This window comes from Sphingomonas astragali (genome assembly GCF_051400615.1).
GTDB lineage: Bacteria > Pseudomonadota > Alphaproteobacteria > Sphingomonadales > Sphingomonadaceae > Sphingomonas.
The window spans coordinates 1,272,066-1,298,874 of record NZ_JBLFFH010000001.1; the positions used below are offsets into that span (position 1 = coordinate 1,272,066).

Consider the following 26,809-nt stretch of genomic DNA (forward strand, 5'->3'; position numbering starts at 1 on the left):
TCGCCAACCGGGTCGTACGAGCAGGGCCAGCCATGAATGACGTCGCCACTCTGGACCGCAAGGGAGACGTGCTCCCGCCCGAGGAGACCCGCAACGGCCTGTCGGTGATCTCGATCGCCAAGGCGTACGACAAGCGCGTGGTGCTGTCGGACGTGTCGCTGACGGTCGGCCACGGCGAGGTCATCGGGCTGCTCGGCCCCAACGGCGCGGGCAAGACCACCTGCTTCTATTCGGTGATGGGGCTGGTGAAGCCCGATTCGGGCCGTATCACGCTCGACGGCGACGACATCACCGGCCTGCCGATGTACCGCCGCGCGATCCTGGGTCTCGGCTACCTGCCGCAGGAGACCTCGATCTTCCGCGGCCTGTCGGTCGAGAAGAACATCCTCGCGGTGCTCGAGCTGTCCGAGCCGGACAAGGCGATGCGCCGGCAGCGGCTCGACCGGCTGCTCGACGAGTTCGGCCTGACGCGCCTCCGCGACGCACCGGCAATGGCGCTGTCGGGCGGCGAGCGCCGCCGCGCCGAGATCGCCCGCGCGCTCGCCGCCGATCCTACGATCATGCTGCTCGACGAGCCCTTTGCCGGCATCGATCCCATTTCGATCTCCGACATCCGCGATCTGGTGAAGGAGCTCAAGAACCGCGGCATCGGCGTGCTGATCACCGATCACAATGTCCGCGAGACGCTCGACATCGTCGACCGCGCCTACATCATCTACGACGGCCGGGTGCTCTTCACCGGCTCGCCCGAGGAGCTGGTGGCGGACGCCAATGTGCGACGGCTCTACCTCGGCGAGGGATTCGAGCTTTGAGGCGATGATCGTGCCCGTGCCAGGCTGATCCATGTCCCTCGCGCCCCGCCTCGACCTTCGTCAGTCCCAATCGCTGGTGATGACGCCGCAGCTCCAGCAGGCGATCCGCCTGCTCGCGCTGTCCAACCTGGAGATCGAGGGCTTCATCGCCGAGGAGATCGAGAAGAACCCGCTGCTCGAAGCCGGGGGGGGCGAGCCCGGCGACGCGCCGGAGCCCGCCGAGGCGGCGGTCGAGCGCACCGAACCGGCCACTGCCGACGAGCTGGTGACCGACGGCGGCGCCGCCACCGGCGAGAGCCTCGACGTCGATTTCGCGGCCGAGACCTTCCATCACGATTCGCCGACCGATTCGATCGGCGGGCTCGACGGCGGGCTGGGCATGGGCGGCGCCGCCGGTGGCGCGATATCCGAGGACGGGCCTGACTTCGACAGCTTCGGCAATCCCGAGGCGAACCTGCACGATCACCTGCTCGGCCAGGCCGGCGCGGCGCTCGACGCCGGCGATCTGTTCGTCGCTACCCACCTCATCGATCAGATCGACGAGGCCGGCTATCTCACCGTTTCGCTGCTCGACATCGCCAACCGCCTCAATGTGCCGCTCGCGCGGACCGAAGCGGTGCTGGCGGTGATCCAGACCTTCGATCCCACCGGCGTCGGCGCGCGCAGTCTTGCCGAATGCCTCGCGCTCCAGGCGAAGGAGGCCGACCGCTACGATCCCTGCATGGCAGCGCTGATCGACAACCTCGACCTGCTCGCGCGCGGCGAGATCGCGCGCCTCAAGCGCATCTGCGGCGTCGACGACGAGGACATGGCCGACATGATCCGCGAGCTCAGGGGCTACGATCCCAAGCCCGGCTGCCGCTACGGCGGCGAGGCGGTGCCGGCGGTGGTGCCCGACCTCTTCGTCGCGGCGCGCGGCGGCGGCTGGGCGGTGGAGATCAACTCGGCGACGCTGCCGCGGGTGCTCGTCAACCGGAGCTATTATGCCGAGCTCGCCGGCGCGCATGACGACAAGGCATCGAAGAGCTGGCTCTCCGACTGCCTCGCCAGCGCCAACTGGCTGGTCAAGGCGCTCGACCAGCGCCAGCGCACGATCATCAAGGTGGCGACCGAGATCGTGAAGCAGCAGGACGGCTTCTTCCGCCACGGCGTCGCGCACCTGCGCCCGCTCACGCTCCGCCAGGTCGCCGACGCGATCGAGATGCACGAATCGACCGTGAGCCGGGTCACCTCGAACAAATACCTGTCCTGCGCGCGGGGGCTGTTCGAGCTCAAATATTTCTTCACCTCGGCGATCCAGTCCGCGGACGGCGGCGAGGCGGTGTCGGCCGAGGCGGTCAAGTCGGCGATCAGGGCGCTGATCGCCGCGGAGGACCCCAAGGCGATCCTGTCCGACGACACTTTGGTCGACATGCTCAGGGACAAGGGCTTCGACATCGCCCGCCGCACCGTCGCCAAGTACCGCGAGGCGATGGGGATCGGCAGCTCGGTCCAGCGCCGCCGGCAGAAGGCGCTGGAGGGCGTGGGCTAGCCCAATCCGTTCCCCGCATGACTGCAGGGCTTTCACTTCAATACTCCAGCTGCGCATACCAATCCGGTTTGCGGCCGTTGGGCGTCGTGTCCAGCACGTTCCACAGCGGGTTCATCTCCGGGCTCCCGCGCGGGTCCTGCCCCGGGTCCTGCGTCCCGCCGAGCTCGTCGCTCCAGAAGTGGCGGATCGTCCCGTCCGCGTCCTTCGTGAACACGTCATATGACGGCCAGTCGCTGTCGTCGTGCCAGGCATGGTGGTCGCGGCCGAACGCCTCCGTCGGGTCCGAATAGAGCGGCAGGTCACGCCAGCCGCGCTCCTCGGCGAAGGCATACATGCGCCCTGCCGGCGAGCGCGCGATCACCGCCAGCGCAACGTTCTGGCGGATGTCCGCGGCGTTGGCGGCGAGCGGGCCGAGGAAGGCGGTGCACATCGGGCATGGCCGCGCGCGCTCCGGCCCGAACATCCAGCAATAGGTGACGAGCGTGTCCTTGTCCTCGAACAGATCGGTGAGGGTGGCGGGTCCGTCCTTTCCGTCGAACGCATAGTCCTTCGTCACCAGCGGCGCCGGCGGCAGCGCCCGGCGCTGCGCCGCCACCCGCTCGATGTGCCGGCGCAGCTCGATTTCCTCCGCGAGCAGCGCGATCCTCGCCTGACGATAGGCATCGCTCTCGCCGGGGTAAGGCACATGATTCTGCTCGGCCAGCGCTGGCGCCGGAGCCAGTCCCTCCGAATCGGTCATCGATCCTCTCCTCGTTGGGGCGGTCATGCTTCCCGGGACGACCCACCTGCAGATGCGGGGCGTATCCGGCCAAAGTGAAGCGAGTCGCGCTTCATTCGTTCACTTTGCTCCATTTATCCTCGGGCTGCGTCAGGGCAACCAAGGCCGGAGTGAAGCAAGGCAAATCCTATTAGGAAAGCGATTTCTTCGGGCTCCGGGCCCGGCTCTGGGTCGGGACCTCTTATCCTCCAACCGTCTCCCGGCTTCGCGGGAATGGCGACGGGAAGAAATGACCGTTCAGCCAGTCACGACGCGATCGGCCCGCCCATTGCGGTGAAGGCGGCGCGAACCTACTAGGGGCGCCACGATGACCGACGACGAGATCCTCGCCGAATTCCGTGCCGCCGACGCGCTGCTGGAAGGGCATTTCATCCTCTCCTCCGGCCTCCGGAGCCCGCGCTACCTGCAATGCGCCCGCGTGCTGATGGACCCGGCGCGCGGCGCCCGGCTGGCGGAGGAGCTGGTGCGGCGCTTCCCCACCGACCTTCGCGCGGCGATCAAGGCGGTGGTGTCGCCCGCGATGGGCGGGGTGATCGCCGGGCACGAGGTTGCCCGTGCGCTCGGCGTGTCGGCGATGTTCGTCGAGCGGCCCACCGGCACCTTCGAGCTGCGCCGCGGTTTCCGTCTGGAGCCCGGCACCAAGGTGCTGATGATGGAGGACGTCGTCACCACCGGCCTCAGCTCGCGCGAGGCGATGAAGGCGATCGAGGAAGCGGGCGGCAAGGTGATCGCCGTCGCGGCGCTGGTCGACCGATCGAACGGCAAGGCCGCCTTCGACGTGCCCTTCATTCCCCTGATCCGGCTGGAGGTGCCGACCTACGATCCCCAAGCGCTGCCGCCCGAGCTGGCGGCGATTCCGGCGGTCAAGCCCGGGAGCCGGGCGGCGGCTTGATCCGGCACCTGCGCCTGGGGGTCAACATCGACCATGTCGCGACCGTCCGGAACGCGCGCGGCTCGGGCTATCCCGATCCGGTGCGCGCGGCGCTGCTCGCGGCCGAGGCGGGGGCGGACGGCATCACCGCGCACCTGCGCGAGGATCGGCGCCACATCACCGACGACGACATCGCTCGCCTGTCCGCCGAGCTGCCGGTCCCGCTCAACCTGGAGATGGCGGCGACCGGGGAGATGCTGGAGATCGCGCTCCGCCATCGCCCGCACGCCGCCTGCATCGTCCCCGAGAAGCGCGAGGAGCGCACCACCGAGGGCGGGCTCGACGCCGCCGGCCAACATAATCACCTCGCGCCGATGGTGCGTGCGCTGGGGCAGGCGAACGTCCGAGTCTCGCTGTTCATCGAGCCGGACCCGCGCCAGATCGAGGCGGCGTCGAGCCTCGGCGCGCCGGTGGTCGAGCTCCACACCGGCCGTTACGCAGAGCTGGAGGGCGCCGCGCAGGCGGAGGAGCTGCGCCGGCTCGCCGACGCCGCGGCGCTGGCGGCGAAGAACGGCATCGAGCCGCACGCCGGCCACGGTCTCACCTTCGACAACGTCCAGCCGATCGCGGCGATTCCACAGCTTCGCGAGCTCAACATCGGCCATTTCCTGATCGGCGAGGCGATCTTCGATGGATTGGCGCCGGTGGTGAGGCGGATGCGCGAGCTGATGGATGCGGCGCGGTGATCTCCCTCTCCCCTTGGGAGAGGGAAGGGGCCCGCGCCACGCAGCGGCGTGGGAAGGGTGAGGGCGATGACGCCAAGCCACCCTCACCCTTCCGCGGCTTCGCCGCTCCCTCCCTCTCCTCAAGGGAGAGGGAGATATGATCATCGGCCTCGGCTCGGATCTCTGCTCGATCGAGCGCATCCAGGCGTCGCTCGACCGCTTCGGCGCACGGTTCGAGGCGCGAGTGTTCACCGAGGTCGAGCTCGCCAAGGCGAAGCGGCGCCCCTTCACCTATGCCGCGACGCTGGCCAAGCGCTTCGCCGCAAAGGAAGCCTTCTCCAAGGCGGTCGGCACCGGATTCAAGCGAGGCGTGTTCATGAAGGACATCGGCGTGGTCAACGCGCCGTCGGGCGCGCCGACGCTGGCGCTCACCGGCGGCGCCAAGGCGAGGCTTGACGCCATGATCCCGGCGGGCCACCTCGCACGCGTGCATGTGACGCTCACCGACGACCATCCCTGGGCCCAGGCCTTCGTCGTCATCGAGGCTATTCCGGATCATGGCTGACGACCTGGCGCTCGACCGTCCCGACACTGTTCCCGCGGAGGATGATGGCGTGGCGACGTCCAAGCCCAAGACCGACTGGTGGGCGGAGGCCCGCGGCATCGTCTGGCTGGTGCTGGCGGTGCTCGGCTTCCACAGCCTCATCGCCAAGCCCTTCTACATCCCGTCCGAATCGATGATGCCGGGGCTGCTGGTCGGCGACCGGCTGGTGGTGACCAAGTTCCCCTATGGCTTCAGCTACGTCTCGCCGACCTTCCATGTCCTGCCGTTCATCCACGGCCGGCTGTTCGGGCGGATGCCCGAGCGCGGCGACGTGGTGATCGTGACGCCGCCGGGCTCCTCGACCGACTATATCAAGCGCGTGATCGGCCTGCCCGGTGACCGGCTGCAGGTGCGGAACGGCGTCGTCTATCTGAACGGCCGCGCGGTGCCGCGCGTCTACGAGGGCGACCGGCTGATCGCGGCCGATGCCAACACCAGATGCACCGACACCGAGGTCGCCGGCACCGACGGCAGGACTTATTGCCGGATGCCGATCTATCGCGAGACGCTGCCGGGCGGCCGCAGCTACGACACGATCGACCGCGGCTATTCCGAGGGCGACAATTACGGCCCGGTCACCATTCCCGCCGCCCATGTCTTCCTGATGGGCGACAACCGCGACAATTCGGCCGACAGCCGCTTTCCGGTGAGCGAGCTCGGCCTCGGCGGGCCGGTGCCGTGGGAGAATATCGGCGGGCGCGCCGAGTTCATCACCTTCTCGCTCGACGGCAGCGCGACCTGGAACCCGCTGACCTGGCCCGCCTCGTTCCGGCCGGGCCGCGCCGGCACCTCGCTCCACCCGCAGCGGACCGGCCAGTGACCAAGGTCCGCGATCCCGTCACCGCGCCGGGACCGAACGACGGGCACGACGCGCGCACCTATGCCGAGCTCAAGAAGGCGAGCATCTGGCTCGGCCTCGCCGCGGCGATGGCGCTGGTGGTGCTGCTGATCCAGCCGCTGCTGATCATCTTCGGCGGGCTCGTGTTCGCCTCGATGCTCGACGGCGGCGTGCGGCTGCTCGGGCGCGTGCTGCCGATCCCGCGCGGCTTCCGGCTCGCGATCGTGATGCTGTCCGCGATCGCGTTCGTGGTCGTGGTCTTCTACCTGACCGGCGTCCAGATCGCCGCACAGGCCGAGCAGCTGCGCACCACGCTGGAGGTGCAGGCGAACCGGGTGGCGGGCTGGCTCGCCGAGCTCGGCCTCATGCCCGCGCGCTCCGACCTTGCCGGCATGGCGCAGCAGGCGCTGGGCTCGGTGGGGCGGCTGACCTCGGCGGTCGGCAGCGCGATCGGGGCGATCGGCAGCCTGCTGATGATCCTGATCATCGGCCTGTTCGTGGCGATGGAACCGCGCATCTACGGCCGCGGGCTCGAGTGGATGATCCCGCTCCACAGCCGCAACGAGTTCGCCGTCACGCTCGAGCGCATGTCGGTGACGATGCGCCGCCTGCTCGCCGGGCGCCTGCTCGGCATGGCGTTCGAGGGGGTGTTCACCTGGATCTGCCTGTGGATCGCCGGCGTGCCGATGGCGCTGCTGCTCGGCATCATCACCGGGATGCTCGCCTTCATCCCCAACATCGGCGCGATCACCAGCGGCGTGCTGATGGTGGCGGTGGGGTTCAGCGCCGGCGCCTACACCGGCTTCGCGGCGATCGTCATCTATTTCCTCGTCCAGAACATCGACGGCTACATCGTCATCCCGATGATCGCGCGGCGCACGGTCGATCTGCCGCCGGCGCTGACCCTGTCGGCGCAGATCCTGGCGAGCACATTGTTCGGCGTGCTCGGCCTCGCGCTCGCCGATCCGATGGTGGCGATGATCAAGGTCGCGCTCCAGCGCCGCTCCGAGGCCGCGGCTCAGATCGAAGGCGTCGGCGACACCAGCGAATCGAACAGCGAGGCATAGGCCGCGGCTGGATCGCCGCTCTCCCCGACAGGCGCAGGGCGGCCCCGGCCGGGCGCGAGCCAGTGGTCGAGCGCGGCGACCAGCGCGTCGGCGTCGTCGATCGGCACCACGCTGCCCTGCTCGACCCTGGCGACGATCTCTCGCACCGCGACGCTCGAATCGGTGCTGACCACCGGCGTCCCCGCCGCCAGCGCCTCGCGCAGCACGCCGGGCACGCCCTCGAAGTCGGAGGTCAGCACCACCGCTACCGCGCCGGCGATCGCGGCCGAGGGATCGGCGACATAGCCGGGCAGCTGAACGCGACCGGAGAGGCCGAGCGCCTGCACCTGACGCTCCAGCGCCGCGCGCTCCGGCCCTTCGCCGTAGATCACCAGCCGCACCTGACGGTCCGCGATTCGTGCGATCGCCGCGATCGCGCGGTCCCACCGTTTCTGGGGTGCCAGCCGGCCGATGCCGAGCAGATACCGGCCGGCCGGCACCTCGCCCGTGCCCTGCCGCGGAGCGGGATTGGGAATGACGTGCAGGCGCTCCCGCGGCATCCGCATCGCCGCGACCGCCTCGTCCGCCATGCCCGGCGTCATCGCCACCAGCGCGTCGACGAAGCGCGGATGCAGCCGGAGCCAGGCGCGATAGCCGCTCGCTGCGATCCTCCCCATGTCGCGGCGGACCAGCGCGTTGGAGACCTTGGCGGCGATCGGCGGACATGCGCTCCCGAGCCGCAGCCAGGTCCATCCGGCAATGCTGGTGTAGTGATTGCCGGGGCAGAAGAGGACGTCGGGCGCGACTTCCCGCACGATTCGCGGTATCGCCCCGAGCAGCGCCATGTAGCGGGAATCGCCGACTTCGATGCAAGCGGCGCCTTCGGGAATCTCGTCCGCAAGCGGTCCCTCACGCGATCCGATCGCGAGCGTCACCTGTCGACCCTGCCCGATCCACGCCTCGGCGAGTCGCAGCGAAACCTTTTCGACGCCGCCCCCGTTCAGCGTCTGGATCGGCATGAGGATGTGGCGCGCGCTGCTCATCTCCGGCGCGCTGATAGCAAAGCGGCCGCGTCGCGCCCATGGCGCGGGCGTGACATACGTTTGTCAGATTCATCGGCAATGGGGGGCGAATCGCGTCGTGGCCGAGCCGCTCACGCCGGCCGGCCCCGGCACCGTACGGAATTCTTGCCTTTGAACCCTCCCGATATGAGTGCGTCGACGACGATGCCCGCCGCCGAGGTGCTTCCCCCTGCGCCGGCGGGCGCGATCGACAATCTCGCCGGCCTCGAGCCGATCGAGCGCATTCGCCGGCGCTGGCCGGTGGTCCTCGCGGGGCTGTTGACGCTCGCGATGATCGGCGGCCTCGCCCATGAGCTGCTGGGCGAAGGGTTGGTCGCGCTCAGTCGGGAGATCCCGCGCTCGCCCGGCTATTACGTCGCCTTCGCGCTGCTCTACATGTCGCCGCCGACCTTCGACTGGCTGATCTTCCGCCGGCTGTGGAAGCTTCCGGTCGCCGGCCTCGGCGCGCTGATCAAGAAGCGCGTCGCGAACGAGGTGGTGTTCGGCTATTCGGGCGAGGCCTATTTCTACGCCTGGGCGCGCTCGCGGATGAAGATGGTGACGGCGCCGTTCGGTGCGGTGAAGGACGTGTCGATCCTGTCCGCGATCGCCGGCAACGCGATCACCCTGGCGATGATGGTGCTGGCGCTGCCGCTCGCCAGGAACCTGTTCTATCCGGAAACCTTCCAGAAGCTGGTCTGGTCGGCCGTCGTCATCGTCGCGATGTCGCTCCCCTTCCTCATCTTCTCGCGGCGGGTGTTCTCGTTGCCGCGCGGCACCTTGTGGTGGGTGTTCGGCATCCATTGCCTGAGGCTCTGCTTCGGATCGTTCATGATCGCGCTCGCCTGGCATTTCGCGATGCCGCACGTGTCGCTCGGCATGTGGCTGTTCCTGGCGGCGGGGCGCCTGCTGGTCTCGCGCCTGCCGTTCGTGCCGAACAAGGATCTGCTCTTCGCCAATTTCGCGATCATCCTGATCGGCCAGGGCGAGCAGCTTTCGGAGCTCGTCGCCTTCACCGCCGCGTTGACGCTGCTCGGCCACGCCCTGTTCATCGCCTTCTTCGGCGTCCAGGCGCTCGTGCGGAGGATCGGATGACGCGCGCGGCCGCGGCCGTTCTCGCCTTATTCGTCATCGCTCCCGCCTCGGCGCAGACCGTGCCGATCGGCAGCGATGCGGACGCCTGCATCGCCGGGCGCGGGCCGGCGATCCGCGTCAACGTGGTCGGGCTCAAGGACCGCACCGGCCGGCTCAAGCTCGAGCTCTATCCCGCGACCGAGGAGGATTTCCTCAAGGACGACCGCGATCTGGTCAAGGAAGGCAAGATCTTCCGGCGCGTCTGGGCGGCGACGCCGGCCGGCGACGGCCCGGTGTCGCTCTGCATCCGCGTGCCCGCGCCGGGCCGCTATGCATTGCTCTTCACCCACGACCGCGACGGCAGGAACAAGTTCAATTTCTGGCGCGACGGCGCGGGCTTCCCGAGCAACCAGAAGCTCGGCCGCAGCCGCCCCGAGCTCGACCAGGCGCTGATCCTCGTCGGCCGCGGGGTGGCGACCGTCACAATTCAGGCGCAGTATCTGCGCGGCCTGTCGGGTTTCGGTCCGCACAGGCCGGACGATTGAGGCGGCTTCCGATGCGCATCGTCGACGTCAACGAATTCTACTCGCCGACCGGCGGCGGGGTGCGCACCTATCTCGACCGCAAGATGGGCATCCTCGCCGACATGGGGCACGAGCTGATCGTGATCGCCGCGGGCCGCGAGGACGCGGTCGAGGAGCGGCCGGGCGGCGGCGTCGTCCATTGGGTGAAGGCGCCGCGCCTGCCGTTCGACCATAATTACGGGCTGTTCTGGGACGCGGAGCCGGTGACGCGGCTGCTCGACCGGCTCGATCCCGACGTGGTCGAGGCGAGCTCGCCGTGGCGGCCGGCATGGATCGTGGGTAAATGGCAGGGCCGCGCGCTCAAGGTCTTCTTCGCGCACAACGACAATATGGCGGCCTATGCCGGCCGCTGGCTCGAAGGCGTGGCGGACATGGCGACGGTCGAGCGCTGGTTCGCCTGGTACACGCGCTATCAGGCGCGCTTCCTCGCCCATTTCGACGCGTTCGTCACCAACGGCGTGACGCTGGCCAAGCGTCATGCCCGGCGCGGGCTCACCGTCCATGCGGCGATGCCGCTCGGGATCGACCGCGGCTATTTCTCGCCGGAGCTGCGCGACGCGCATCTGCGTACGGCGCTGCTGCGCCAATGCGGGCTGCCCGACGACGGGCACCTGCTGCTCGGCGTCGGGCGGCACCATCCCGAGAAGCGCTGGCCGTGCGTGATCGACGCGGTGCAGGCGGCGGGGGAGCGGATGCCGGTCGGGCTGATCCTGCTCGGCAACGGCGTCGCGCGCGAGAAGCTGGCGCGCCGCGTCCAGGGCAGCCCGCACATCCGGCTGTTCCGCCCGGTCTACGACCGGCTGCGCTTCGCCCAGATCATGGCGAGCGTCGATGCGCTGATCCACGGTTCCGATGCCGAGCCGTTCGGTCTGGTCGCGCTGGAGGCGGTCGCCTCGGGCCTGCCGCTGATCGTACCGGACGAGGGCGGCGCCGCCGACATCGCCGAGCCGCCCTTCGCCGAGCAATATCGCGCCCGCGACGCACGGAGCTGCGCGGCGGCGATCGCGCGGCTGTTCCGGCGCGAGCCCGCGATCCTGCGCGCCGCCTGCCTCCGCGCTGCCGACAAGGTTCGCACCGACCGCGACCATGCCGCGGCACTGGTCGACTATTATTCCGGCCTGATCGAGGACAGGCGCCGCGCCGCTGCCTGAGGCGGGACGTAGAGCCGAAAGCGCGCGCTCGCGACCGGCGCGCGGCGCCAGCCTCCGGCGATCGCCCAATCCTCCAGCACCTTGTCGAGGCGGTCGTCGCCGCTGGTCCATCGGCCCTCGCCGCCGACCAGGATCGCGGCGGGCGGCACGCTCGCGAGCCCATGGGCAAGACGGTCGCGCCCGACCAGATGCGCCGCCGCTTCCCCGCGCGCGGCAAGCAGCCCGCGGCTGCGGAAATAGAATGGGCCGGTGGCGAAGCGCGGGTCGAGCGGCCGGCCGGTCGCCGGTACGAACTGGGGCGCAAGCGTGGCGATCGGACCCTGCACGCCGGCTGCGTCGAGCGTCGCGCGGATCGCCCGTCCTTCGGCGATCGCGGCCGAAAGGCCTCCACCCGCTGCCAGTGCGACGACCGAAGGAACCAGCCCGGCGCCCGCGAACACGGCAAAGGCGATGCGCAGAGCGCGCGCAGGCGGCTGCTCCCGCCACCGCATCGACAGCGCGACGAACAGCGGCGGCAGCAGCGGCAGCAGATACTGGCGCCAGGTCGGCGTCGGCAGCAGCGCGGCGACGAGGCCGGCCAGGATCAGCCAGCCGAGCAGCCGCGGCAGCCCGCGCGGCTGCCGCCACGCGACCGCACCCAGCGCGAGCAGCGCCGGGCCGAGCGCGAGGAACTTGAGCGTGTCGACCAGCTTGAGCGCCGTCGAGAGTTTCCACGCCCGGCCGGCCGCTTCGTAATATTGAGCGGGGGCGAGGGCCGGGAACAGGACCGTCCCGAACAGCGCGCTCGCGGGATCGAGCCACCATAGCCACGCGACCAGCGCCACCATCGGCAGCGTGCCGGCGATCACCCACCGCGGCCGGTGCCGCTCGCGGCGCAGCAGGCTATAGAGGCCATAGGCGAGCGCGGGGACCGCATAGGAGACCTTGGCGGCGACCGCCCCAGCCAGCAGCAGGCCGATCGCCACGGCGCCGATCCGGCTGCCATTGCCGCGTTCCGCCTTCAGCATCAGCGGCAGCGCCCAGGCGAGCATCGCCGCCGGCAGCGCGTCGTTGCGGGCGGTCCCCGCCGAGAACAGCAGGATGTCGCACGCGGCGAACAACCCCGCCGCGGCGATCGCCGGACCCGGCCGCGCGCCTGCGGCCCGCGCGCCGGCATAGACGCCCGCCACCGCCGCCCAGCCCAGCAACGCATTGACGATCCTCAGCGCCGGATAGGCCCAGGCCCCCGCCGCCCAGGCGACCGGCGCGAACAGCAGCGGCTGCAGCGGCGTCTGGAGATAGGCATAGTCGCGATAGGGCAGCAGCCCCCCGGCGCTCAGCACCGCCGCGGCGACATATTGGCTCTCGTCGTGATCGATCGGCCGCATCCAGGCGAGCGTCACCAGCGCGACGGCAAGCGCCGCCAGCAGCGCGGGAGGAGGGGGCAGGCGCATCCTGCAGCGCGCCTAGGACCCAGACCCAGGAACGGCAATGGCCGTGATCGCCCGCAGAGCTTCGCTGGCAAGGAGCGCGGCGCAGACGCGTAGCTGAAGCTACGCGCAAGCAAGCGACGTAGACCAGCGAAGCTCTGCGGGCGACCCCGAAGGGGCGGGCGGATTTTGGCGCATGGCGTCGTCGCTCGTCAGTCACGATGCTATCCGCATCGCTCCCTCCTCACTCCTAGCCCTGCGCCAAAATCCGCTCCGTCACGGCCGTTGCCGTTCCTGGGTCTGGGCCCTGGCCTGCCCATGTCATAGTGTCACGCGCCCGACACATGGCGGGGGCAGACGGCCCGCGGACTGAAGGGAACGCCCATGATCATCATCGACCGCCGCAGCCTGCTCGTTACCGGCACTCTCGGAACCGTCGGCCTCGCGCTGCCGGGCTTCGCGCAGACGCCGAACGTCACGGCGCTCAGGGGCTTCACCCATTCGGTCGCGAGCGGCGAGCCGGGGCCGGACACGATGCTGCTGTGGACCCGCTACGTCCCCGCCGACGGCGCCGCCGCCGAGCTCAAGGTCGAGCTCAGCGAGGCGCCCGACTTCGCCCGCATCGCCGCGGGCGGGGTGATGATCACCGGCCCCTGGCGCGACCATACGGTCAAGATCACCGTCGACGGCCTCAGGCCCGCGACGCGCTACCATTATCGCTTCGTCGCCCCGGACGGCAGCCTCTCGCCGATCGGCATCACCAGGACGCTGCCCGAGGGCGCCACGCCGTCCTTCAAGGCGGCGATCTTCTCCTGCTCCAACCTGCCCTACGGCTATTTCAACGCCTATGGCCACGCCGCGGCGCGGGACGACATCGACCTGTCGGTCCATCTCGGCGACTATTTCTACGAATATGCGCCGGGCGGCTATGCGCCGCCGGGCGGGCCGGTCGACGGCCGCGTGCCGCAACCGCCCAGCGAGATACTGAGCCTCGCCGACTATCGCCTGCGCTATGCGAGCTACCGCGCCGATCCCGATCTTCAGGAGCTGCATCGCGTCAAGCCGATGATCGCGCAGTGGGACGATCATGAATCGGCCAACGATGCTTGGGAAGGCGGCGCGCAGAACCATCAGCCGAACGAGGGCGACTGGAGCCTGCGCAAGGCGGCCGCCGTCCAGGCCTATCGCGAATGGATGCCGGTCGGCGACGAGCCGTGGAAAGCCTATGACATCGGCACGCTCGCGACGCTGTTCCGCACCGAGACGCGCCTGCTCGCCCGCACCGAGCAGCCGGACGTCGCGCCGCTGTTCCGCGACGCCGATCCGGTGGCGGCGCTGACCAAGTTCCGCGACGGCGCGTGGATGGACCCGGGCATGACCATGCTCGGCACCGGACAGGAAAGCTGGCTCTCCCACGCGATGGCGCGATCGGTGAAGGCCGGGCAGCGCTGGCAGATCGTCGGCTTCGGCACGATCATGGGCGACCAGCGCGCGCCGGCCGAAGCGATCGGCTGGCTGAAGCCCGACGCGCCCGCGCGCAGCAGGACCTATGTCGAGAGCGGCATCATGGCGGCGAAGGTCGGACTGCCTTCCAACTTCGACAATTGGGGCGGCTATCCGGCCGCGCGCAGGCGTTTCCTGGCCTCGGCGCAGACGGCGGGCGCGAACCTGGTGGTGATCACCGGCGACAGCCACAACGCCTGGGCGTTCGACCTCGGCAACGACGGCAGGCCCGCCGGCGTCGAGTTCGCCGGCCATTCGGTCACGTCGCCCGGCTACGAGTCGGCGGCGGCCGTTGATCCCAGGACGATGGCGGCGGCGCTCGTCAAGGCGAGCACCGAGCTCAAATGGTGCGACGTCTCGCGCCGCGGCTACATGGCGCTGACGCTGACGCCCGATCGCGTCACCAACGACTGGCTGTTCGTCGACACGGTGAAAGCGAGGTCGACGAACGCGGGCGTCGGCCACACCGCCACGGTGACGCGCGGGCGGAACGTGATGGCGTAACCGCTCAGCGCCACCCGCGATCGTGCGCCGCGCGTTCCTGTGCGGCGTCGAGCGGCGCGCCGGCCATCATGTCCTGCGCCATCGCCATCAGCTCGGGATCGCTCGAACCGGCCTGGCGATAGTCGGTACGCACCTCGGCCGCGCCGGAAACGGTGCGGCGGAGCACCCAGCCGTCGCCCTCCCGGCAGGCGATGCCGCTCGTCACCCGGCCGGCGAAGGTGCGGCAGATCGCGCCCGCGGAATCGCGGAAGCTCGCGATCACCCGGATCGGCGCATCGCCCTGGGTCGCGGCGAGCTGCGTGTCGAGCGCACGGGCGAGGTCGCCCGACGCGACCAGCCCCGCCGGCCCGACCTGGACCGGCGCGCCCGGCCGGAGCATCGGGCCGATCAGGAGTCCGATCACCAGGCTCGCCGCGATCGCCGTTGCCCAGCGCAGGTCGAAGCGCGCGCGCGCGCGGGGGCGCAGCGGCACGACATTGTCGGGCTTGAGCAGCAGGGCCAATCGTTCCGGCACCGGTGCGGCGGCGACCGGCGCGAAGCTGCCCGCGATCCGCGCGCGCAGCCGCCGATGTGCCGCCACCTCGGCGGCGAGCGCCGGATCGGCGGCGATCGCGCGCTCGACCCGCATGGCGGCGACCGGATCGAGCTCGCCGTCGGCATAGGCCATCAGCGTTTCCGGATCGATCGTCATGCCGCTTCCCCCAGCTGGCGCATCAGCGCCTCGCGCCCGCGCACCAGCCGCGAGGTGAGCGTGCCCATCGGGATGTCGAGCACCGCCGCCGCCTCCTTGTAGGCGAGCCCCTCGACCAGCACGAGCGCCACCGCCTCGCGCTGCTCGTCGGGCAGCCGCGCCATCGCCCGCATCACCTGGTCGAGCTCGACCGCGGCCTCGATCGCGCGGTCGCCCGCGTCGCCCACCGCCAGCCCGGCCGCCTCCGCGACGAAGGTCTGCGCGGCGCGGCTGCGGGCGCGGGCGGTGTCGATCCAGGCATTGCGCATGATGCGATACATCCAGCTGTCCAATCGTGTCCCCGGCCGCCATTGCGCGCGCGCCGTCAGCGCCCGCTCGACCGCCGTCTGGCAGAGGTCGTCGGCATCGCTCGGCGAGCGGGCGAGCGCATGGGCGAACCGCCTCAGCCGCGGCAGCAGCGCCAGCACTTCGTCCTCGAACCTCAGGACGCCTCCTCCTTCCGCCTCGGGATGAAACGGACGGCTCCGCTCGTTTCATCCCTGTCCGTCCATATTTCTCTTAGGCTGTTCCGGATGACGATGCGATTCGCGCTGGCGCTGGTGCTCACCGTCCCGATGGCGGCGGCCGCCGGGGCGCAGCTCGTGCCGCAGCTGCCGGGCCTGCCCGGGCCGGTCGGCAACCTGCCGGGCGAGATCGCCGACGGCATCGGACGAACCACGAGCGAGGTCGTCGAACGCGTCCGCGACCTGTCCCCGCGGGCGCTCGCCGCCGCCCGGCTCGACCGTTTCGCGCGGCTGGTGCGCCAGAGCCGCGGCCGCATCGCGCTCGACGACGGCGGCCAGCCCGCGCGCGCTGGCGAGATCGTGCTGACCGATCCCGATGCCGCGGTGCTCGCCCTGCTTGCAGGCAAGGGCTATCGGCTGATCGAGCAGACCGAGGTCGAGGGGCTCGGCGTCGGCTATGCCCGGCTGGCGATCCCCGAAGGCCGCAGCCTCGCCGCGGCGGTGCGCGAGGCCCGCCGGCTCGCGCCTTCCGCCGCGGTATCCGCGGACGTGCTCCATTTCGAGAGCGGCCATCTTGCTGCCGCCGCGGAGCCGGCGATGTCACCGGCGATGCCAGGTAGCGGGATCACGGTCGGCATGATCGACGGCGGTATCGGCCGCGGCGTCGGCGGGCCGGTGCGCGAGCAGGGCTTCGCCGGCGGCGCGCCGCGGCCGAGCGATCACGGCACCGCCGTCGCCTCGCTGATCGCGGGCGGCGGGCGGGTGCGCGGCGGCGCGCCGGGTGCGAGCGTGCTCGCCGCCGACGTCTATGGCAGCGACCGCGCCGGCGGCAGCGCGGTGGCGATCGCACGGGCGCTCGGCTGGCTGGCGGGCGAGCGCGCGCCGGTGGTCGCGATCAGCCTCGTCGGCCCGCCCAATCCGCTGCTCGCCCGCACCGTCGCCGCCGCGCAACGGCACGGGATGGTCCTCGTCGCCGCGGTCGGCAACGACGGTCCGGCGGCGCCGCCGGCCTATCCGGCCTCCTATCCCGGCGTGGTCGCCGTCACCGGCGTCGACGGCCGTGGGCGCGCGCTGGTCGAGGCGGGCCGCGCCGCCCATCTCGACTATGCCGCGCCCGGCGCCGACATGGTCGCGCTCGACGCGCGCGGCCGCGCGCGGCGGGTGCGCGGCACCTCCTTCGCCGTTCCGCTCGTCGCCGCGGCGATCGCCCGCGCGGGCGGCCGTCTCGCCGGGGTCGACGCCGCCGCGAAGGATCTCGGCGCACGCGGCCCCGATCCCGTCTTTGGCCGCGGCGTCGTCTGCGGCGACTGCGCGACCCGCAAATAATTTCGCCGCGAGTATTTTCATACGTGCGGGATTAAACCGCGAAGCCCTGCCGTTCTCGTGGCGAGGCGCCGATCGGCGCCCGATGGAATCCATGTCACGGAGGACGAAGAGATGGCCAGGATCGTGATCGGCGGCGCGCTCGCCGCGCTCATATTCGCTTCGGCACCGGCGTCGGCGCAGCTGCTCGGCGGGGGCGGGCTGGGCGGCGGCTTGGGTGGGCAGTTGGGCGGTACGCTCGGCGGCGGGCTCGGCAGTACGCTCGGCCGTACTATCGACACCACCAGCTCGGGCCGCATCACCGGCGACGGCAATGCCCGCGCCGAGCGCTCGGTCGACCGGCGCAGCGGCCGCGTCCATGCTCGCGGCAGCGCCGACGGCAGCGGCTCGGGCGCGCTCGACGCTACCGTCGCCGACCGCGCGCTGAGCGGCAGCGCGTCGGGCTCGGGATCGGCCTCGGGCGGTGCCGACGCCCAGCTCATCGGCACCGATGCGGTGCGCAGCACCGCCGGTCAGGCGGTCGGCGCCGGGCGCGGCCTTGCCGGCAACGCGCGCGACCGTGTCGGCTCAACCGTCGGCGCGGTCCGCGATCGTGCCGGGACGCTCGGCGGCGCGAGCGGCTCGGGCAACGCAGCGGGTTCAGGCAGCGCGGCGGGATCGATGGGCGACGACACGCTCGCGCTCGCCGGAAATGCCGCCGGCAGCGCCACGGGCAACTTCGTCGCGCGGCCGGGGATGCCGGTGGTCGACGCGCGGGAGCGGCTGATCGGCACCGTCCAGTCGCTGAAGACCACCGCCCGCGGCGCGGTCACCGGCGTGGTCGTCCAGGTCGGCGATCGGCTCGCGACGCTTCCTGTCTCCAATTTCACCGGCTCGGGCGACGTGCTCGTCTCTGCGATGGGGAAGGGCTCGGTCAGGAAGCAGGCGGCCAAGCAGGAGCCGGACCAGCAGCAGTAATCGACTCCGTCCTCGGCCGGGCGCTCCCCGCTCTCGCCCGGCCGGACCGGCGCGTCCGGCGCCCCCTCCGCCGGACGCGCCTATCCCTCCACGCTCTTGCTCACCTGCTCGAACATGTCCTTGCTGAGCCCCGGCACGGCGAGGATGCGGCTCAGCTCCGCCTTCATCTTCTCCGCCCGCGCCGGATCGAAGCGGCGCCAGCGCCCGAGCGGCGGCAGCAGCTTGGCGGCGGTCTGCGGATTGAGCTTGTCGAGCGCGATCAGCTGGTCGGCGACGAAGCGGTAGCCGCGCCCGGACGCGTCATGGAACGCCCGCTGGTTCACCGCGAACGCCCCCACCAGCGCGCGGGCGCGGTTGGGATTGGCGAGCGTGAAGTCCGGATGCCGCGCCAGCGCCTCGACCGCCGCGGCGGTATCGTCGCGCGTCGACAGTGCCTGGGTCGAGAACCATTTGTCGAGCACCAGCGCATTGTCGCGATAGCGGCGGTAGAACAGCTCGAGCGCCGTCGCCCGCTCGGCGGCGTCGCCATTGGCGAGCGTGGTCAGCGCCCCCTGGCGATCGGTCATGTTGTCCGCCGCCTCGAACTGGCCGAAGGCGAGCGCGGGCGCGTCGGCCGCGCCGCTCGCCGCGAGATAGCCGAGCGCGACGGTCTTGAGCCGCCGCGCGCCCTTGGCCGCGGGGGAATATTCGAAGCGGTTGGCGCGGGTCTTCTCGTATGCCGCGCGCCACTCGCGCTCGAGCGTCCCGCCGATGTCATGCCGCAACGCCTCGCGCGCCCGGTAAATCGCCTCGGGGTCGACCACCGGCATCTGGTCGCCGATGAAGCTTTCGGACGGCAACAGCACCGCCTCGCCGATGAAGGCCGCGTCGAGCGCGGGATCGCTCAGAGTGTTGCGGATCGCCTCCAACACCGGCCCGTGATCGGCGCGCCCGCGGCTGACCGCGGCAACCAGCGTGTCGAGCATCAGCTGCTGCATCGCCTCGTAGCGGGCGAAGGGATCGTCGTCGTGCGCCGACAGGAAGGCGAGGTCGGCGGCGGTGCGGTCGCTGTCGACGATGATCGGTGCGGAAAAGCCGCGGTTGATCGACAGCACCGGGCGCTCGGCGATGCCGTCGAATGCCACCTCGGCGGCCCCGTCGGCGAAGACCTCCAGCCGCTCGTCGGTCAACGGCTCGCCGCTGTCGGCACCGAACAGCCGGAACTTGAGCGGCAGCACCAGCGGCTCCTTGGCCGGCTGTCCCGGCGTCGGCGGAGTCGACTGCTCGAGCTTCAGCACCGCGCGGCCGCTTTCCGCCTCGTGGCTGATGCGGGCGGCGACGCGCGGCGTGCCGGCCTGCGAATACCAGCGGCGGAAGCGCGTGAGGTCGATCCCGCCGGCTTCCTCCATGCACGCGACGAAATCGTCGACCGTGGCGGCGGTGCCGTCGAACCGGTCGAAATAGAGATCGGTCGCCGCGCGGAACTTCTCGGGCCCCAGCAGCGTCGCCATCATGCGGATGACCTCGGCGCCCTTGTTGTAGATGGTCGCGGTGTAGAAGTTCGAGATCTCGATATAGCTGTCGGGCCTGACCGGGTGCGCGAGCGGCCCCGCGTCCTCCGGGAACTGCGCGGCGCGCAGCGAGCGTACGTCCTCGATCCGCTTGACCGCGGCGGAGCCCTGGTCGGCGGAGAAGCTCTGGTCGCGAAACACGGTGAAGCCTTCCTTGAGGCTCAGCTGGAACCAGTCGCGGCAGGTGACGCGGTCGCCCGACCAGTTGTGGAAATATTCGTGCGCCACCACCGCGGCGATGGCGTCATAGTCGTAATCGGTCGCGGTCTCCGGGTCGGCGAGGACGTAGCGGCTGTTGAAGATGTTCAGCCCCTTGTTCTCCATCGCCCCGAAGTTGAAGTCGTCGACCGCGACGATGTTGAACACGTCGAGATCATACTCGCGGCCATAGACGTCCTCGTCCCATTTCATCGCGGTCCTGAGCGCGTTGAGGGCATGATCGGTCTTGGCGAGATCGGCCGCGCGTACCCAGATGCCGAGCCGCACCTCGCGGCCCGATCGGGTGATGAAGATGGCGCGGTTGGCGACGAGGTCGCCCGCGACCAGCGCGAACAGGTAGCTCGGCTTGGGGAAGGGGTCGTTCCACTGCGCCCAATGCCGGCCGCCCTCCAACTCGCCCGCGTCGACCGGATCGCCGTTGGCGAGCAGGACCGGAAAGCGAGCCTTGTCGGCGCTCATCCTTACCGAATAGCGGCTGAGCACATCCGGCCGGTCGGGGAAGAAGGTGATGCGACGGAAACCTTCCGCTTCGCATTGCGTGCAGAGCAGCCCGCCCGAGGCGTAAAGGCCCATCAGCTGGGTGTTGGTCTCGGGCGCGATCTCGACCTCGGTCTCGATGCTGTGGCGGTCGCCGGTCAGCGGAACGACGAGCGTGTCCCCGTCCATGAACCAGTCGGCCTCGCCGCCGTCAACGCGCACGGCGAGCGGCGTGAGGCCGTCGCCATCCAGGCGCAGTGGCTCACGGTGATCGCCATTCCGCTCGACGGCGAGCGTTGCGCGCACCTTTGTCCGGGCCGGATCGAGATCGAAGTCGAGCGCGATCGCCGGCACGAGCCAGGCGGGCGGGCGATAGTCCTCGCGGCGGATCGTCTTCGGCGTCGGCGCGGCAGCGGGGCGGGCATCCATCCCCTCGCTATACGCCGCCATGCCGCCGGCAGACCAGCCTTGTTCGCATGTGAAGGTCCTACCCCGTTCGTCACCCCGGCCTTGTGCCGGGGTCCACCGTGCCGCGAGCTCGGAACAAGAGCCTCTTGCCCTGAACTAAGCCGCCTGGTGGACCCCGGCACAAGGCCGGGGTGACGGAGGAGGAGGCGGCACGGTCTTTCCGACATCAACCGGGCAACGCTACAGCGGGTGAATGACGAATGCCGGCAACCATACGGGGCAAAGGCTCGGCTTGTGGCAGCGCACCCGCTTCGCGCTCGGCGATCTCGCGTTCAACCTCTACTGGCAGAGCATCACCCTCTACCTGCTGTTCTACTACACCGACGTGATCGGCCTGCCGATCGGCCAGGCGGCGCTGATCTACATGCTGCCGTCGATCTGGGACGGGCTGGTCGATTTCGCGGTGGGGCTGTCGGCCGACCGGCTCGGCGCCGGGAGAGGGGGATACCGGCGCTTCCTGGTCTGGGGCGCGGCGCCGCTCGGGGCGGCGTTCGTGCTGCTCTACCTGCCGCTCCCGCTCACCGGTACCCTGCTCGTCGGCGCGATGCTGGCGGTGCACCTCCTGTTCCGCACGCTCTATGCGGTGGTGAACGTGCCCTATTCGGCGCTGACCGCGCGGATCACCTCCAGCAGCCGCGACCGCACCTCGATCGCCGGCCTCAGGATGCTGTTCGGCACGATCGCCGCCGTGGCCGTAGCTCTGGCGACGCAACCCTTCGCCGCATTCGTCGGCGGCGGGCCGGACGATCCGGCGGGCTTCCTCGCCGTCGCGGCGCTGTTCGCCGTGGCGGGCGTCGCGATCCTGCTGCCGGTCGCGCTCGCGATCGAGGAAGCGGTCCCGCCCAAGCCCGCGCAGGGGGCGATCCTGCGTTTCCTCGGCGACTGCCTGCGCAATCTCGTCACCAATCCGGCCTTCCTCTCGCTGATGGCGGCGATGATCTTCATGACCTTCGCCGCGACCGTGTTCGGCAAGTCGATCCTCTATCATTTCAAATATGTCGTCGGCCATGAGGAGGCCGGACGGCAGGCACTGGCGGTGATGGGCTTCGCCGGCGGCCTCGCCGTCCCGCTGTGGATGGCGGTCGGGCGCCATCTCGGCGCCCGGATGGTATGGCTGCTGTCGGCCGGCGGCGGGCTCGCCGCGCTAGGGGCGGTGGCGTGGCTCGACGTGCGCGGCGTGCTGGCGATGCAGGCGCTGTTCGTCGCGCTGCAGGTGGCGATCATGGGAATGCACTTCGCCTTCTGGTCGCTGCTGCCCGACACGATCGAATACGGCGAACGCACGACCGGTCAGCGCTTCGAGGCAACCACCTTCGGCGTCGCCGCGCTGGTGCAGAAGGTCGCGTTCGGCGCCGCCGGCGGACTGTTCGGGGCGATGTTCGATGCGATCGGCTATCGCGCCAACGTCGCCCAATCGGCCGAGACGCTGGCGGGGATGCGCTGGACCGTCCTCGCGGTGCCGGCACTGGGCTTCGCGCTGTCGGCGCTGTGCATCGCGCTCAATCCCCTTCGCCGCGACGTCCACGACCGCATCGTCGGCGAGCTCGAGCAGCAGCGGCTAGCCCGCGAGGAGCTCGAAACTGCCCCGAAGCCCCTCGGCTGACGAGGGACCGATCCAGAAGTCGAACGTTCCCGGCTCCACGGTGCGCTTCATCGCCTGGCCGATGAACTCCAGGTCGCGACGGCGAAGCGTGAAGGCGACCGCCGCTGATGTGCCGGGCGCCAGGCGGATCTTGCGATAGCCCTTCAGCTCGCGCACCGGCCGGGTGATGCTGGCGGCGCGGTCGCGGATGTAGAGCTGCGCCACCTCCCATGCCTCGCGATCGCCCGAGTTGGTGACGCGAGCGGCGAGGGTGATCGCGCCGTCCCAGGCCAGCCTGCCGCCGCCGTTCGTGAGATCGGCATAGCCGATGCGGCCGTAGGTGAGGCCGTGGCCGAACGGAAAACGCGCCGCGTTGCTCACCGTCTGGAAATGCGCCTTGTAGGGCTGGAGCGGCCCCTCCGGATTGGGACGCCCGGTCGCCTTGTGCGCGTAGTAGAAGGGCTCCTGCCCCGATTCCTGCGGGAAGCTGACGGGCAGGCGTGCCGACGGCCCCTCGTCGCCGAACAGCACGTCGGCGACCGCCGGCCCGGTCTCGCTGCCGAGAAACCAGGTGACGAGCAGCGCCGGCGCCGCGAGCACCGCGCCCTGCACTTCAAGCGCCCGGCCATTCTTGAGCAGCACGACATAGGGCCTGCCGGTGGCCGCCACCGCCTCGACCAGCGCCTGCTGCGCGGGCGGAACGGTGAGCGAGGTGCGCGACTTGGCCTCGCCCGACATGTCCTGCGTCTCGCCCACCACCAGCACCGCGACATCGGCGGCGCGCGCGGCGGCGACCGCGGCATCGACGCCGCCCGGAATCGGCGCGAACGGCTGGCAGCCGGCGGTCACCGTCAGCGCCCCCGGATCGGCCAGGGCCGCGCGCATCCCGGTGGCGATATCGACCGCCTGCCCGTCGTCGCCATAGACGTTCCACGGGCCGATCAGGTCGTGCTTCCCTTCGGCGAAGGGACCGATCAGCGCGATCGTCTGTCCCGATTTCCTGAGCGGCAGCAGCGCGCCCGCGTTGCGCAGCATCACGATCGACTTGCGCGCCGCGTCGCGCGCCACGGCGCGATGGGCGGCGGTGAGCGAACGCGCCTTCTCGCGCCCGGGATCGATGCGGCGGAACGGATCGTCGAACAGCCCGAGCTTCGCCTTCAGCGCCAGCACGCGCCGCACCGCCTCGTCGAGCCGCGTCATCGGCACGCTGCCGTCGCTCACCAGTCCCGGCAGGTGCCGGATGTAGAAGCCGCTCTGCATACTCATGTCGACGCCGGCCATGAAGGCGAGCCTGGTCGCCTCGCGCGCGTCGGCGGCGAAGCCGTGCGCGATCATCTCCTCGTCGCCGGTATAGTCGGAGACGACCAGCCCGCCGAAGCCCCATTCGCCGCGCAGCACCTCGGTCTGCAGCCAGCGGTTGCCGGTGGCCGGGATGCCGGACAGCTCGTTGAACGCAGCCATGAAGGTCGGCGCGCCGGCGGCCGCAGCGGCCTCGAACGGCGGGAAATAGACCTCGCGCAGCGTCCGCTCGGAAATGTCGACGCTGTTGTAGTCGAGCCCCGCCTCGGCCGCGCCATAGGCGGCGAAATGCTTGGCGCAGGCGGCGACCGCGTCGTCGTCCCGCAGCGACCTGCCCTGGAAGCCCTTCACCCGTGCCGCCGCCATGTCGATGCCGAGCAGCACGTCCTCGCCGGCGCCCTCGACGCCGCGGCCCCAGCGCTGGTCGCGGGCGACGTCGACCATCGGCGCGAAGGTCCAGTCGATCCCCGCCGCCGCCGCCTCGACAGCCGCGACGCGCGCGGTGCGCTCGGCGAGCGCGGCGTCGAAGCTCGCCGCCTCGGCGAGCGGCACCGGGAAGACGGTGCGGTGGCCGTGGATCACGTCGGCGGCGAAGATCAGCGGGATCTTCAGCCGCGATTCCTTCACCGCGACGGTCTGCATCCGCCGCGCCATCTCGGCGCCGTTGCCGTTGAACACGCCGGTGAGCCGGCCTTTGCGCACCTCGCCCAGCTGCGCCTCGAAGCCCGCGCCGGCCTGTGGCGGATTGAGCGCGTTGGCACCGGCGCCGGCCCAGGCCGCGGCCATCAGCGTGAGCTGGCCGCATTTCTCCTCGACGGTCATCCGGCCGATCAGCGCGTCGATCGCGGCGCGCGACCCCTTGTCCTTTTCCGCCTGGAGCAGCAGCGCCCGCGCCGGCGAATGCGCCCAGGCGACCAGCGCCCCCGCCGCCATCAGCGCACCGCGCCGCGTGATCCTGGTGCCGCTCAAGCCATCCTCCCTCTCGTCTCCGCCTTGCCGACTCGGTGCCCGTTGCGGATAGCGTGCGCTGTAACCGGTTACAAATCCACCCTCTGGTTGATCCCCGGCCCCGGATCGGCTTAAGCGGCGAGGGCCTCCCCAGGCCCGTTCGATCCCATGGAGGCGTTCTGCGATGACCCATGCCCCCCGCGCCGGCCTGTCGGTGGCCGCGCCCCTGGCCGCGTTCGTCGAGGAGCAGGTACTGCCGCCGCTGGACCTCGACGCGGACGCTTTCTGGACCGGCACGGCGGCGATCTTCGAGCGCTTCGCTCCGGAGAACCGCGAGCTGCTCGCGCGGCGCGACGCGCTGCAGGCGGCGATCGACACGCGCCTCGCGGAAGGCGGCGAAGCCGACGAGGCATTCCTGCGCGAGATCGGCTACCTGGTGCCCGAGCCGGCGCCGTTCACGATCGGCACCCGGAACGTCGATCCCGAGATCGCGACGATGGCCGGCCCGCAACTCGTCGTCCCGGCGCTCAACGCCCGCTTTGTCCTCAACGCGGCCAATGCGCGCTGGAGCAGTCTCTACGATGCGCTCTACGGCACCGATGCCCTGCCGGGTGTCGCTCAGCCCGGCGGTTATGATCCCGAGCGCGGCGCCCAGGTGATCGCCTATGCCCGCGAGTTCCTCGACAAGGCGGTGCCGCTCAAGTCGGGAAGCTGGAAGGATTTCACGAGCGGCGACCTCAACCTCGCCGATCCAGGCCAGTTCGTCGGTTCGAAAGGCGACAACCTCCTTTTCCGCCACAACGGCCTGCATATCGAAGTGGTGATCGATCGCGCCCATCCGATCGGCAAGGACGATCCCGCCGGCATCGCCGACGTGCTGCTCGAGGCGGCGCTCACCACCATCGTCGACCTCGAGGATTCGATCGCCGCGGTCGATGCCGAGGACAAGGTGGCTGCCTATGCCAACTGGCTCGGCCTGATGCGCGGCGACCTGGAGGAGACGTTCGAGAAGGGCGGGAAGACGATGACCCGCCGCCTGAACGGCGATCGTGCCTATCAGCGCCCCAACGCCGACGATCTCGTGCTTCCCGGCCGCAGCCTGCTGTTCGTGCGCAACGTCGGCCACCTGATGACCACACCGGCGGTCAGGCTCGCCGATGGCGGCGAGGCGCCGGAGGGCATCCTCGACGCGATCATGACCAGCACGATCGCGCTCCACGACCTGCGCGGGCTCGGCCGGTACCGCAACAGCCGCGCCGGCTCGGTCTATATCGTCAAGCCCAAGATGCACGGCCCGGATGAGGCCGCCTTCACCGACCGCCTGTTCGACGCGGTCGAGGACCTGCTCGGCCTCGCCCGCCACACGGTCAAGGTCGGCGTGATGGACGAGGAGCGCCGCACCTCCGCCAACCTCGCCGCCTGCATCCGGGCGGTGAAGGACCGCATCGTCTTCATCAACACCGGTTTCCTCGACCGCACCGGCGACGAGATCCACACCGCGATGCGCGCCGGCGCGATGGTGCCCAAGGCCGAGATGAAGGGCACCGAATGGATCAAGGCCTATGAGGACCGCAACGTGCGCATCGGCCTCGCCTGCGGCCTCTCCGGCAAGGCGCAGATCGGCAAGGGCATGTGGGCCGCGCCCGACCGGATGGCCGACATGCTCGCGCAGAAGGTCGCGCATCCGACGAGCGGCGCCAACACCGCCTGGGTGCCGAGCCCGACCGCGGCGACGCTGCACGCGCTCCATTACCACCAGGTCGACGTGTTCGCCCGCCAGCGCGAGATCGCGGACGAGCCGATCCCGCCGCTGGACAAGCTGCTGACGGTCCCGCTCGCGGGCGGCCGCAACTGGAGCGAGGCGGAGGTGACGCGCGAGTTGGAGAACAACACGCAAGGCATCCTCGGCTATGTCGTGCGCTGGATCGACCAGGGCGTCGGCTGCTCCAAGGTGCCCGACATCGACGACGTCGGCCTGATGGAGGATCGCGCGACGCTGCGCATCAGCTCGCAGCACATCGCCAACTGGCTGCTGCACGGCGTCGCCACGCCGGAGCAGGTCGACGCGGCGCTGCGGCGCATGGCGACGAAGGTCGACGCCCAGAACGCGGGCGATCCCAACTACCGCCCGATGGCCGGGCATGAGGACGAAAGCCTCGCCTTCCAGGCCGCCCGCGCGCTGATCTTCGAGGGGTTGACTCAGCCCAACGGCTACACCGAGCCGCTGCTGCACAGGTTCAGGGCGGAGGCGAAGGCGCGGCGGCGATCCTACGCGGCCAGGTGTTGACTCGATCAACATTC

At 70.6% G+C, this 26,809-nt stretch carries 22 protein-coding genes; 15 read left to right on the forward strand and 7 right to left on the reverse strand.

Annotated elements, in window-relative coordinates; genetic code table 11:
* Positions 1 to 32 precede the first annotated feature (32 nt).
* Both lptB and rpoN read left to right on the forward strand, forming a co-directional pair.
* Positions 33 to 812 (forward strand): LPS export ABC transporter ATP-binding protein, encoded by a 780-nt coding sequence (gene lptB, locus ACMGER_RS06305; RefSeq protein WP_436811239.1) that lies wholly within the window; start codon positions 33 to 35, stop codon positions 810 to 812.
* Between the two features lie 31 nt (positions 813 to 843).
* Positions 844 to 2,343, forward strand: a complete 1,500-nt coding sequence (rpoN, locus tag ACMGER_RS06310) for an RNA polymerase factor sigma-54 (RefSeq protein WP_436811240.1) — start codon at positions 844 to 846, stop codon at positions 2,341 to 2,343.
* Positions 2,344 to 2,380: 37 nt separating this feature from the next.
* On the opposite strand, the gene ACMGER_RS06315 is transcribed toward rpoN, so the two are convergent.
* On the reverse strand, positions 2,381 to 3,082 hold the full coding sequence (locus tag ACMGER_RS06315; protein ID WP_436811241.1) for a DUF899 family protein: 702 nt from the start codon (positions 3,080 to 3,082) through the stop codon (positions 2,381 to 2,383).
* 346 nt (positions 3,083 to 3,428) lie between these two features.
* Here ACMGER_RS06315 and pyrE point away from each other — a divergent pair, with 346 nt between their 5' ends.
* From pyrE to ACMGER_RS06340, 5 genes are all read left to right on the forward strand, one after another.
* Positions 3,429 to 4,013: an orotate phosphoribosyltransferase gene (pyrE, locus tag ACMGER_RS06320; protein ID WP_436811242.1), complete on the forward strand. Its 585-nt coding sequence runs from the start codon at positions 3,429 to 3,431 to the stop codon at positions 4,011 to 4,013.
* On the forward strand, positions 4,010 to 4,738 hold the full coding sequence (locus ACMGER_RS06325) for a pyridoxine 5'-phosphate synthase (RefSeq protein ID WP_436811243.1): 729 nt from the start codon (positions 4,010 to 4,012) through the stop codon (positions 4,736 to 4,738). Before pyrE ends, ACMGER_RS06325 begins: the two co-directional genes overlap by 4 nt.
* 136 nt (positions 4,739 to 4,874) lie before the next feature.
* Entirely contained in the window at positions 4,875 to 5,282 is a 408-nt protein-coding gene (gene acpS / locus ACMGER_RS06330) for a holo-ACP synthase (protein ID WP_436811244.1), read from the forward strand.
* Positions 5,275 to 6,141, forward strand: a complete 867-nt coding sequence (gene lepB, locus ACMGER_RS06335) for a signal peptidase I (protein ID WP_436811245.1) — start codon at positions 5,275 to 5,277, stop codon at positions 6,139 to 6,141. Before acpS ends, lepB begins: the two co-directional genes overlap by 8 nt.
* Positions 6,138 to 7,226, forward strand: a complete 1,089-nt coding sequence (locus ACMGER_RS06340; protein WP_436811246.1) for an AI-2E family transporter — start codon at positions 6,138 to 6,140, stop codon at positions 7,224 to 7,226. Before lepB ends, ACMGER_RS06340 begins: the two co-directional genes overlap by 4 nt.
* Here the strand turns inward: ACMGER_RS06340 and ACMGER_RS06345 are convergent.
* The gene (locus tag ACMGER_RS06345) at positions 7,178 to 8,248 is read right to left on the reverse strand and encodes a glycosyltransferase (protein WP_436811247.1); all 1,071 of its coding nucleotides are present in this window, start codon (positions 8,246 to 8,248) and stop codon (positions 7,178 to 7,180) included. The genes ACMGER_RS06340 and ACMGER_RS06345 overlap by 49 nt on opposite strands.
* Before the next feature lie 165 nt (positions 8,249 to 8,413).
* Between ACMGER_RS06345 and ACMGER_RS06350 the strand changes: the two genes are divergently transcribed.
* Genes ACMGER_RS06350 through ACMGER_RS06360 form a run of 3 tightly spaced genes read left to right on the forward strand, consistent with a single transcriptional unit; the run spans position 8,414 to position 11,075 of the window.
* Positions 8,414 to 9,361: a hypothetical protein gene (locus tag ACMGER_RS06350; RefSeq protein WP_436811248.1), complete on the forward strand. Its 948-nt coding sequence runs from the start codon at positions 8,414 to 8,416 to the stop codon at positions 9,359 to 9,361.
* Entirely contained in the window at positions 9,358 to 9,885 is a 528-nt protein-coding gene (locus ACMGER_RS06355) for a DUF2141 domain-containing protein (RefSeq protein WP_436811249.1), read from the forward strand. Before ACMGER_RS06350 ends, ACMGER_RS06355 begins: the two co-directional genes overlap by 4 nt.
* An 11-nt stretch (positions 9,886 to 9,896) precedes the next feature.
* Positions 9,897 to 11,075, forward strand: a complete 1,179-nt coding sequence (locus tag ACMGER_RS06360; protein WP_436811250.1) for a glycosyltransferase — start codon at positions 9,897 to 9,899, stop codon at positions 11,073 to 11,075.
* Here ACMGER_RS06360 and ACMGER_RS06365 read toward each other — a convergent pair.
* Positions 11,033 to 12,508 (reverse strand): DUF2029 domain-containing protein, encoded by a 1,476-nt coding sequence (locus ACMGER_RS06365; RefSeq protein ID WP_436811251.1) that lies wholly within the window; start codon positions 12,506 to 12,508, stop codon positions 11,033 to 11,035. The two genes, ACMGER_RS06360 and ACMGER_RS06365, sit on opposite strands and share 43 nt — an antisense overlap.
* Positions 12,509 to 12,868: 360 nt before the next feature.
* Between ACMGER_RS06365 and ACMGER_RS06370 the strand changes: the two genes are divergently transcribed.
* Positions 12,869 to 14,491: an alkaline phosphatase D family protein gene (locus tag ACMGER_RS06370; RefSeq protein WP_436811252.1), complete on the forward strand. Its 1,623-nt coding sequence runs from the start codon at positions 12,869 to 12,871 to the stop codon at positions 14,489 to 14,491.
* Positions 14,492 to 14,495: 4 nt separating this feature from the next.
* Here ACMGER_RS06370 and ACMGER_RS06375 read toward each other — a convergent pair whose 3' ends face one another.
* Together ACMGER_RS06375 and ACMGER_RS06380 are read right to left on the reverse strand one after the other, a co-directional pair.
* Entirely contained in the window at positions 14,496 to 15,182 is a 687-nt protein-coding gene (locus tag ACMGER_RS06375; RefSeq protein ID WP_436811253.1) for an anti-sigma factor family protein, read from the reverse strand.
* Entirely contained in the window at positions 15,179 to 15,649 is a 471-nt protein-coding gene (locus tag ACMGER_RS06380; protein WP_436811254.1) for a sigma-70 family RNA polymerase sigma factor, read from the reverse strand. Before ACMGER_RS06380 ends, ACMGER_RS06375 begins: the two co-directional genes overlap by 4 nt.
* A gap of 105 nt (positions 15,650 to 15,754) precedes the next feature.
* Between ACMGER_RS06380 and ACMGER_RS06385 the strand changes: the two genes are divergently transcribed.
* Both ACMGER_RS06385 and ACMGER_RS06390 read left to right on the forward strand, forming a co-directional pair.
* Positions 15,755 to 17,011, forward strand: coding sequence for a S8 family serine peptidase (locus ACMGER_RS06385; protein WP_436811255.1), 1,257 nt, complete (start codon positions 15,755 to 15,757; stop codon positions 17,009 to 17,011).
* Between the two features lie 111 nt (positions 17,012 to 17,122).
* The gene (locus ACMGER_RS06390) at positions 17,123 to 17,965 is read left to right on the forward strand and encodes a hypothetical protein (protein WP_436811256.1); all 843 of its coding nucleotides are present in this window, start codon (positions 17,123 to 17,125) and stop codon (positions 17,963 to 17,965) included.
* Between the two features lie 80 nt (positions 17,966 to 18,045).
* Here ACMGER_RS06390 and pepN read toward each other — a convergent pair whose 3' ends face one another.
* A complete protein-coding gene (gene pepN / locus ACMGER_RS06395; RefSeq protein ID WP_436811690.1) occupies positions 18,046 to 20,640 on the reverse strand; it encodes an aminopeptidase N in 2,595 nt (864 codons plus the stop codon).
* A 232-nt stretch (positions 20,641 to 20,872) separates the two neighbouring features.
* Between pepN and ACMGER_RS06400 the strand changes: the two genes are divergently transcribed.
* Positions 20,873 to 22,282 (forward strand): MFS transporter, encoded by a 1,410-nt coding sequence (locus ACMGER_RS06400; RefSeq protein WP_436811257.1) that lies wholly within the window; start codon positions 20,873 to 20,875, stop codon positions 22,280 to 22,282.
* Here ACMGER_RS06400 and ACMGER_RS06405 read toward each other — a convergent pair.
* Positions 22,238 to 24,493 carry a glycoside hydrolase family 3 N-terminal domain-containing protein gene (locus ACMGER_RS06405; protein WP_436811691.1) on the reverse strand — a complete coding sequence of 752 codons (2,256 nt, stop codon included), beginning with the start codon at positions 24,491 to 24,493 and terminating at the stop codon, positions 22,238 to 22,240. The two genes, ACMGER_RS06400 and ACMGER_RS06405, sit on opposite strands and share 45 nt — an antisense overlap.
* A gap of 199 nt (positions 24,494 to 24,692) precedes the next feature.
* On the opposite strand from ACMGER_RS06405, the gene ACMGER_RS06410 reads away from it, so the two are divergent.
* Positions 24,693 to 26,795 carry a malate synthase G gene (locus tag ACMGER_RS06410; RefSeq protein WP_436811258.1) on the forward strand — a complete coding sequence of 701 codons (2,103 nt, stop codon included), beginning with the start codon at positions 24,693 to 24,695 and terminating at the stop codon, positions 26,793 to 26,795.
* The last annotated feature ends 14 nt before the right edge of the window (positions 26,796 to 26,809 follow it).

Excerpts from the sequence above, each read along its gene's own strand:
- ACMGER_RS06370 (WP_436811252.1), top strand. The coding sequence starts at position 12,869 with ATGATCATCATCGACCGCCGCAGCCTGCTCGTTACCGGCACTCTCGGA.
- rpoN (WP_436811240.1), top strand. The coding sequence starts at position 844 with ATGTCCCTCGCGCCCCGCCTCGACCTTCGTCAGTCCCAATCGCTGGTG.
- ACMGER_RS06350 (WP_436811248.1), top strand. The coding sequence starts at position 8,414 with ATGAGTGCGTCGACGACGATGCCCGCCGCCGAGGTGCTTCCCCCTGCG.
- ACMGER_RS06400 (WP_436811257.1), top strand. The coding sequence starts at position 20,873 with ATGACGAATGCCGGCAACCATACGGGGCAAAGGCTCGGCTTGTGGCAG.
- ACMGER_RS06315 (WP_436811241.1), bottom strand. The coding sequence starts at position 3,082 with ATGACCGATTCGGAGGGACTGGCTCCGGCGCCAGCGCTGGCCGAGCAG.
- lepB (WP_436811245.1), top strand. The coding sequence starts at position 5,275 with ATGGCTGACGACCTGGCGCTCGACCGTCCCGACACTGTTCCCGCGGAG.
- pepN (WP_436811690.1), bottom strand. The coding sequence starts at position 20,640 with ATGGATGCCCGCCCCGCTGCCGCGCCGACGCCGAAGACGATCCGCCGC.
- ACMGER_RS06375 (WP_436811253.1), bottom strand. The coding sequence starts at position 15,182 with ATGACGATCGATCCGGAAACGCTGATGGCCTATGCCGACGGCGAGCTC.
- ACMGER_RS06360 (WP_436811250.1), top strand. The coding sequence starts at position 9,897 with ATGCGCATCGTCGACGTCAACGAATTCTACTCGCCGACCGGCGGCGGG.
- ACMGER_RS06405 (WP_436811691.1), bottom strand. The coding sequence starts at position 24,493 with ATGGCGGCGGGGGCGCTGGTCGCCTGGGCGCATTCGCCGGCGCGGGCG.
- lptB (WP_436811239.1), top strand. The coding sequence starts at position 33 with ATGAATGACGTCGCCACTCTGGACCGCAAGGGAGACGTGCTCCCGCCC.
- ACMGER_RS06390 (WP_436811256.1), top strand. The coding sequence starts at position 17,123 with ATGGCCAGGATCGTGATCGGCGGCGCGCTCGCCGCGCTCATATTCGCT.
- ACMGER_RS06365 (WP_436811251.1), bottom strand. The coding sequence starts at position 12,508 with ATGCGCCTGCCCCCTCCTCCCGCGCTGCTGGCGGCGCTTGCCGTCGCG.
- acpS (WP_436811244.1), top strand. The coding sequence starts at position 4,875 with ATGATCATCGGCCTCGGCTCGGATCTCTGCTCGATCGAGCGCATCCAG.
- ACMGER_RS06345 (WP_436811247.1), bottom strand. The coding sequence starts at position 8,248 with ATGAGCAGCGCGCGCCACATCCTCATGCCGATCCAGACGCTGAACGGG.
- ACMGER_RS06355 (WP_436811249.1), top strand. The coding sequence starts at position 9,358 with ATGACGCGCGCGGCCGCGGCCGTTCTCGCCTTATTCGTCATCGCTCCC.
- pyrE (WP_436811242.1), top strand. The coding sequence starts at position 3,429 with ATGACCGACGACGAGATCCTCGCCGAATTCCGTGCCGCCGACGCGCTG.
- ACMGER_RS06410 (WP_436811258.1), top strand. The coding sequence starts at position 24,693 with ATGACCCATGCCCCCCGCGCCGGCCTGTCGGTGGCCGCGCCCCTGGCC.
- ACMGER_RS06385 (WP_436811255.1), top strand. The coding sequence starts at position 15,755 with ATGACGATGCGATTCGCGCTGGCGCTGGTGCTCACCGTCCCGATGGCG.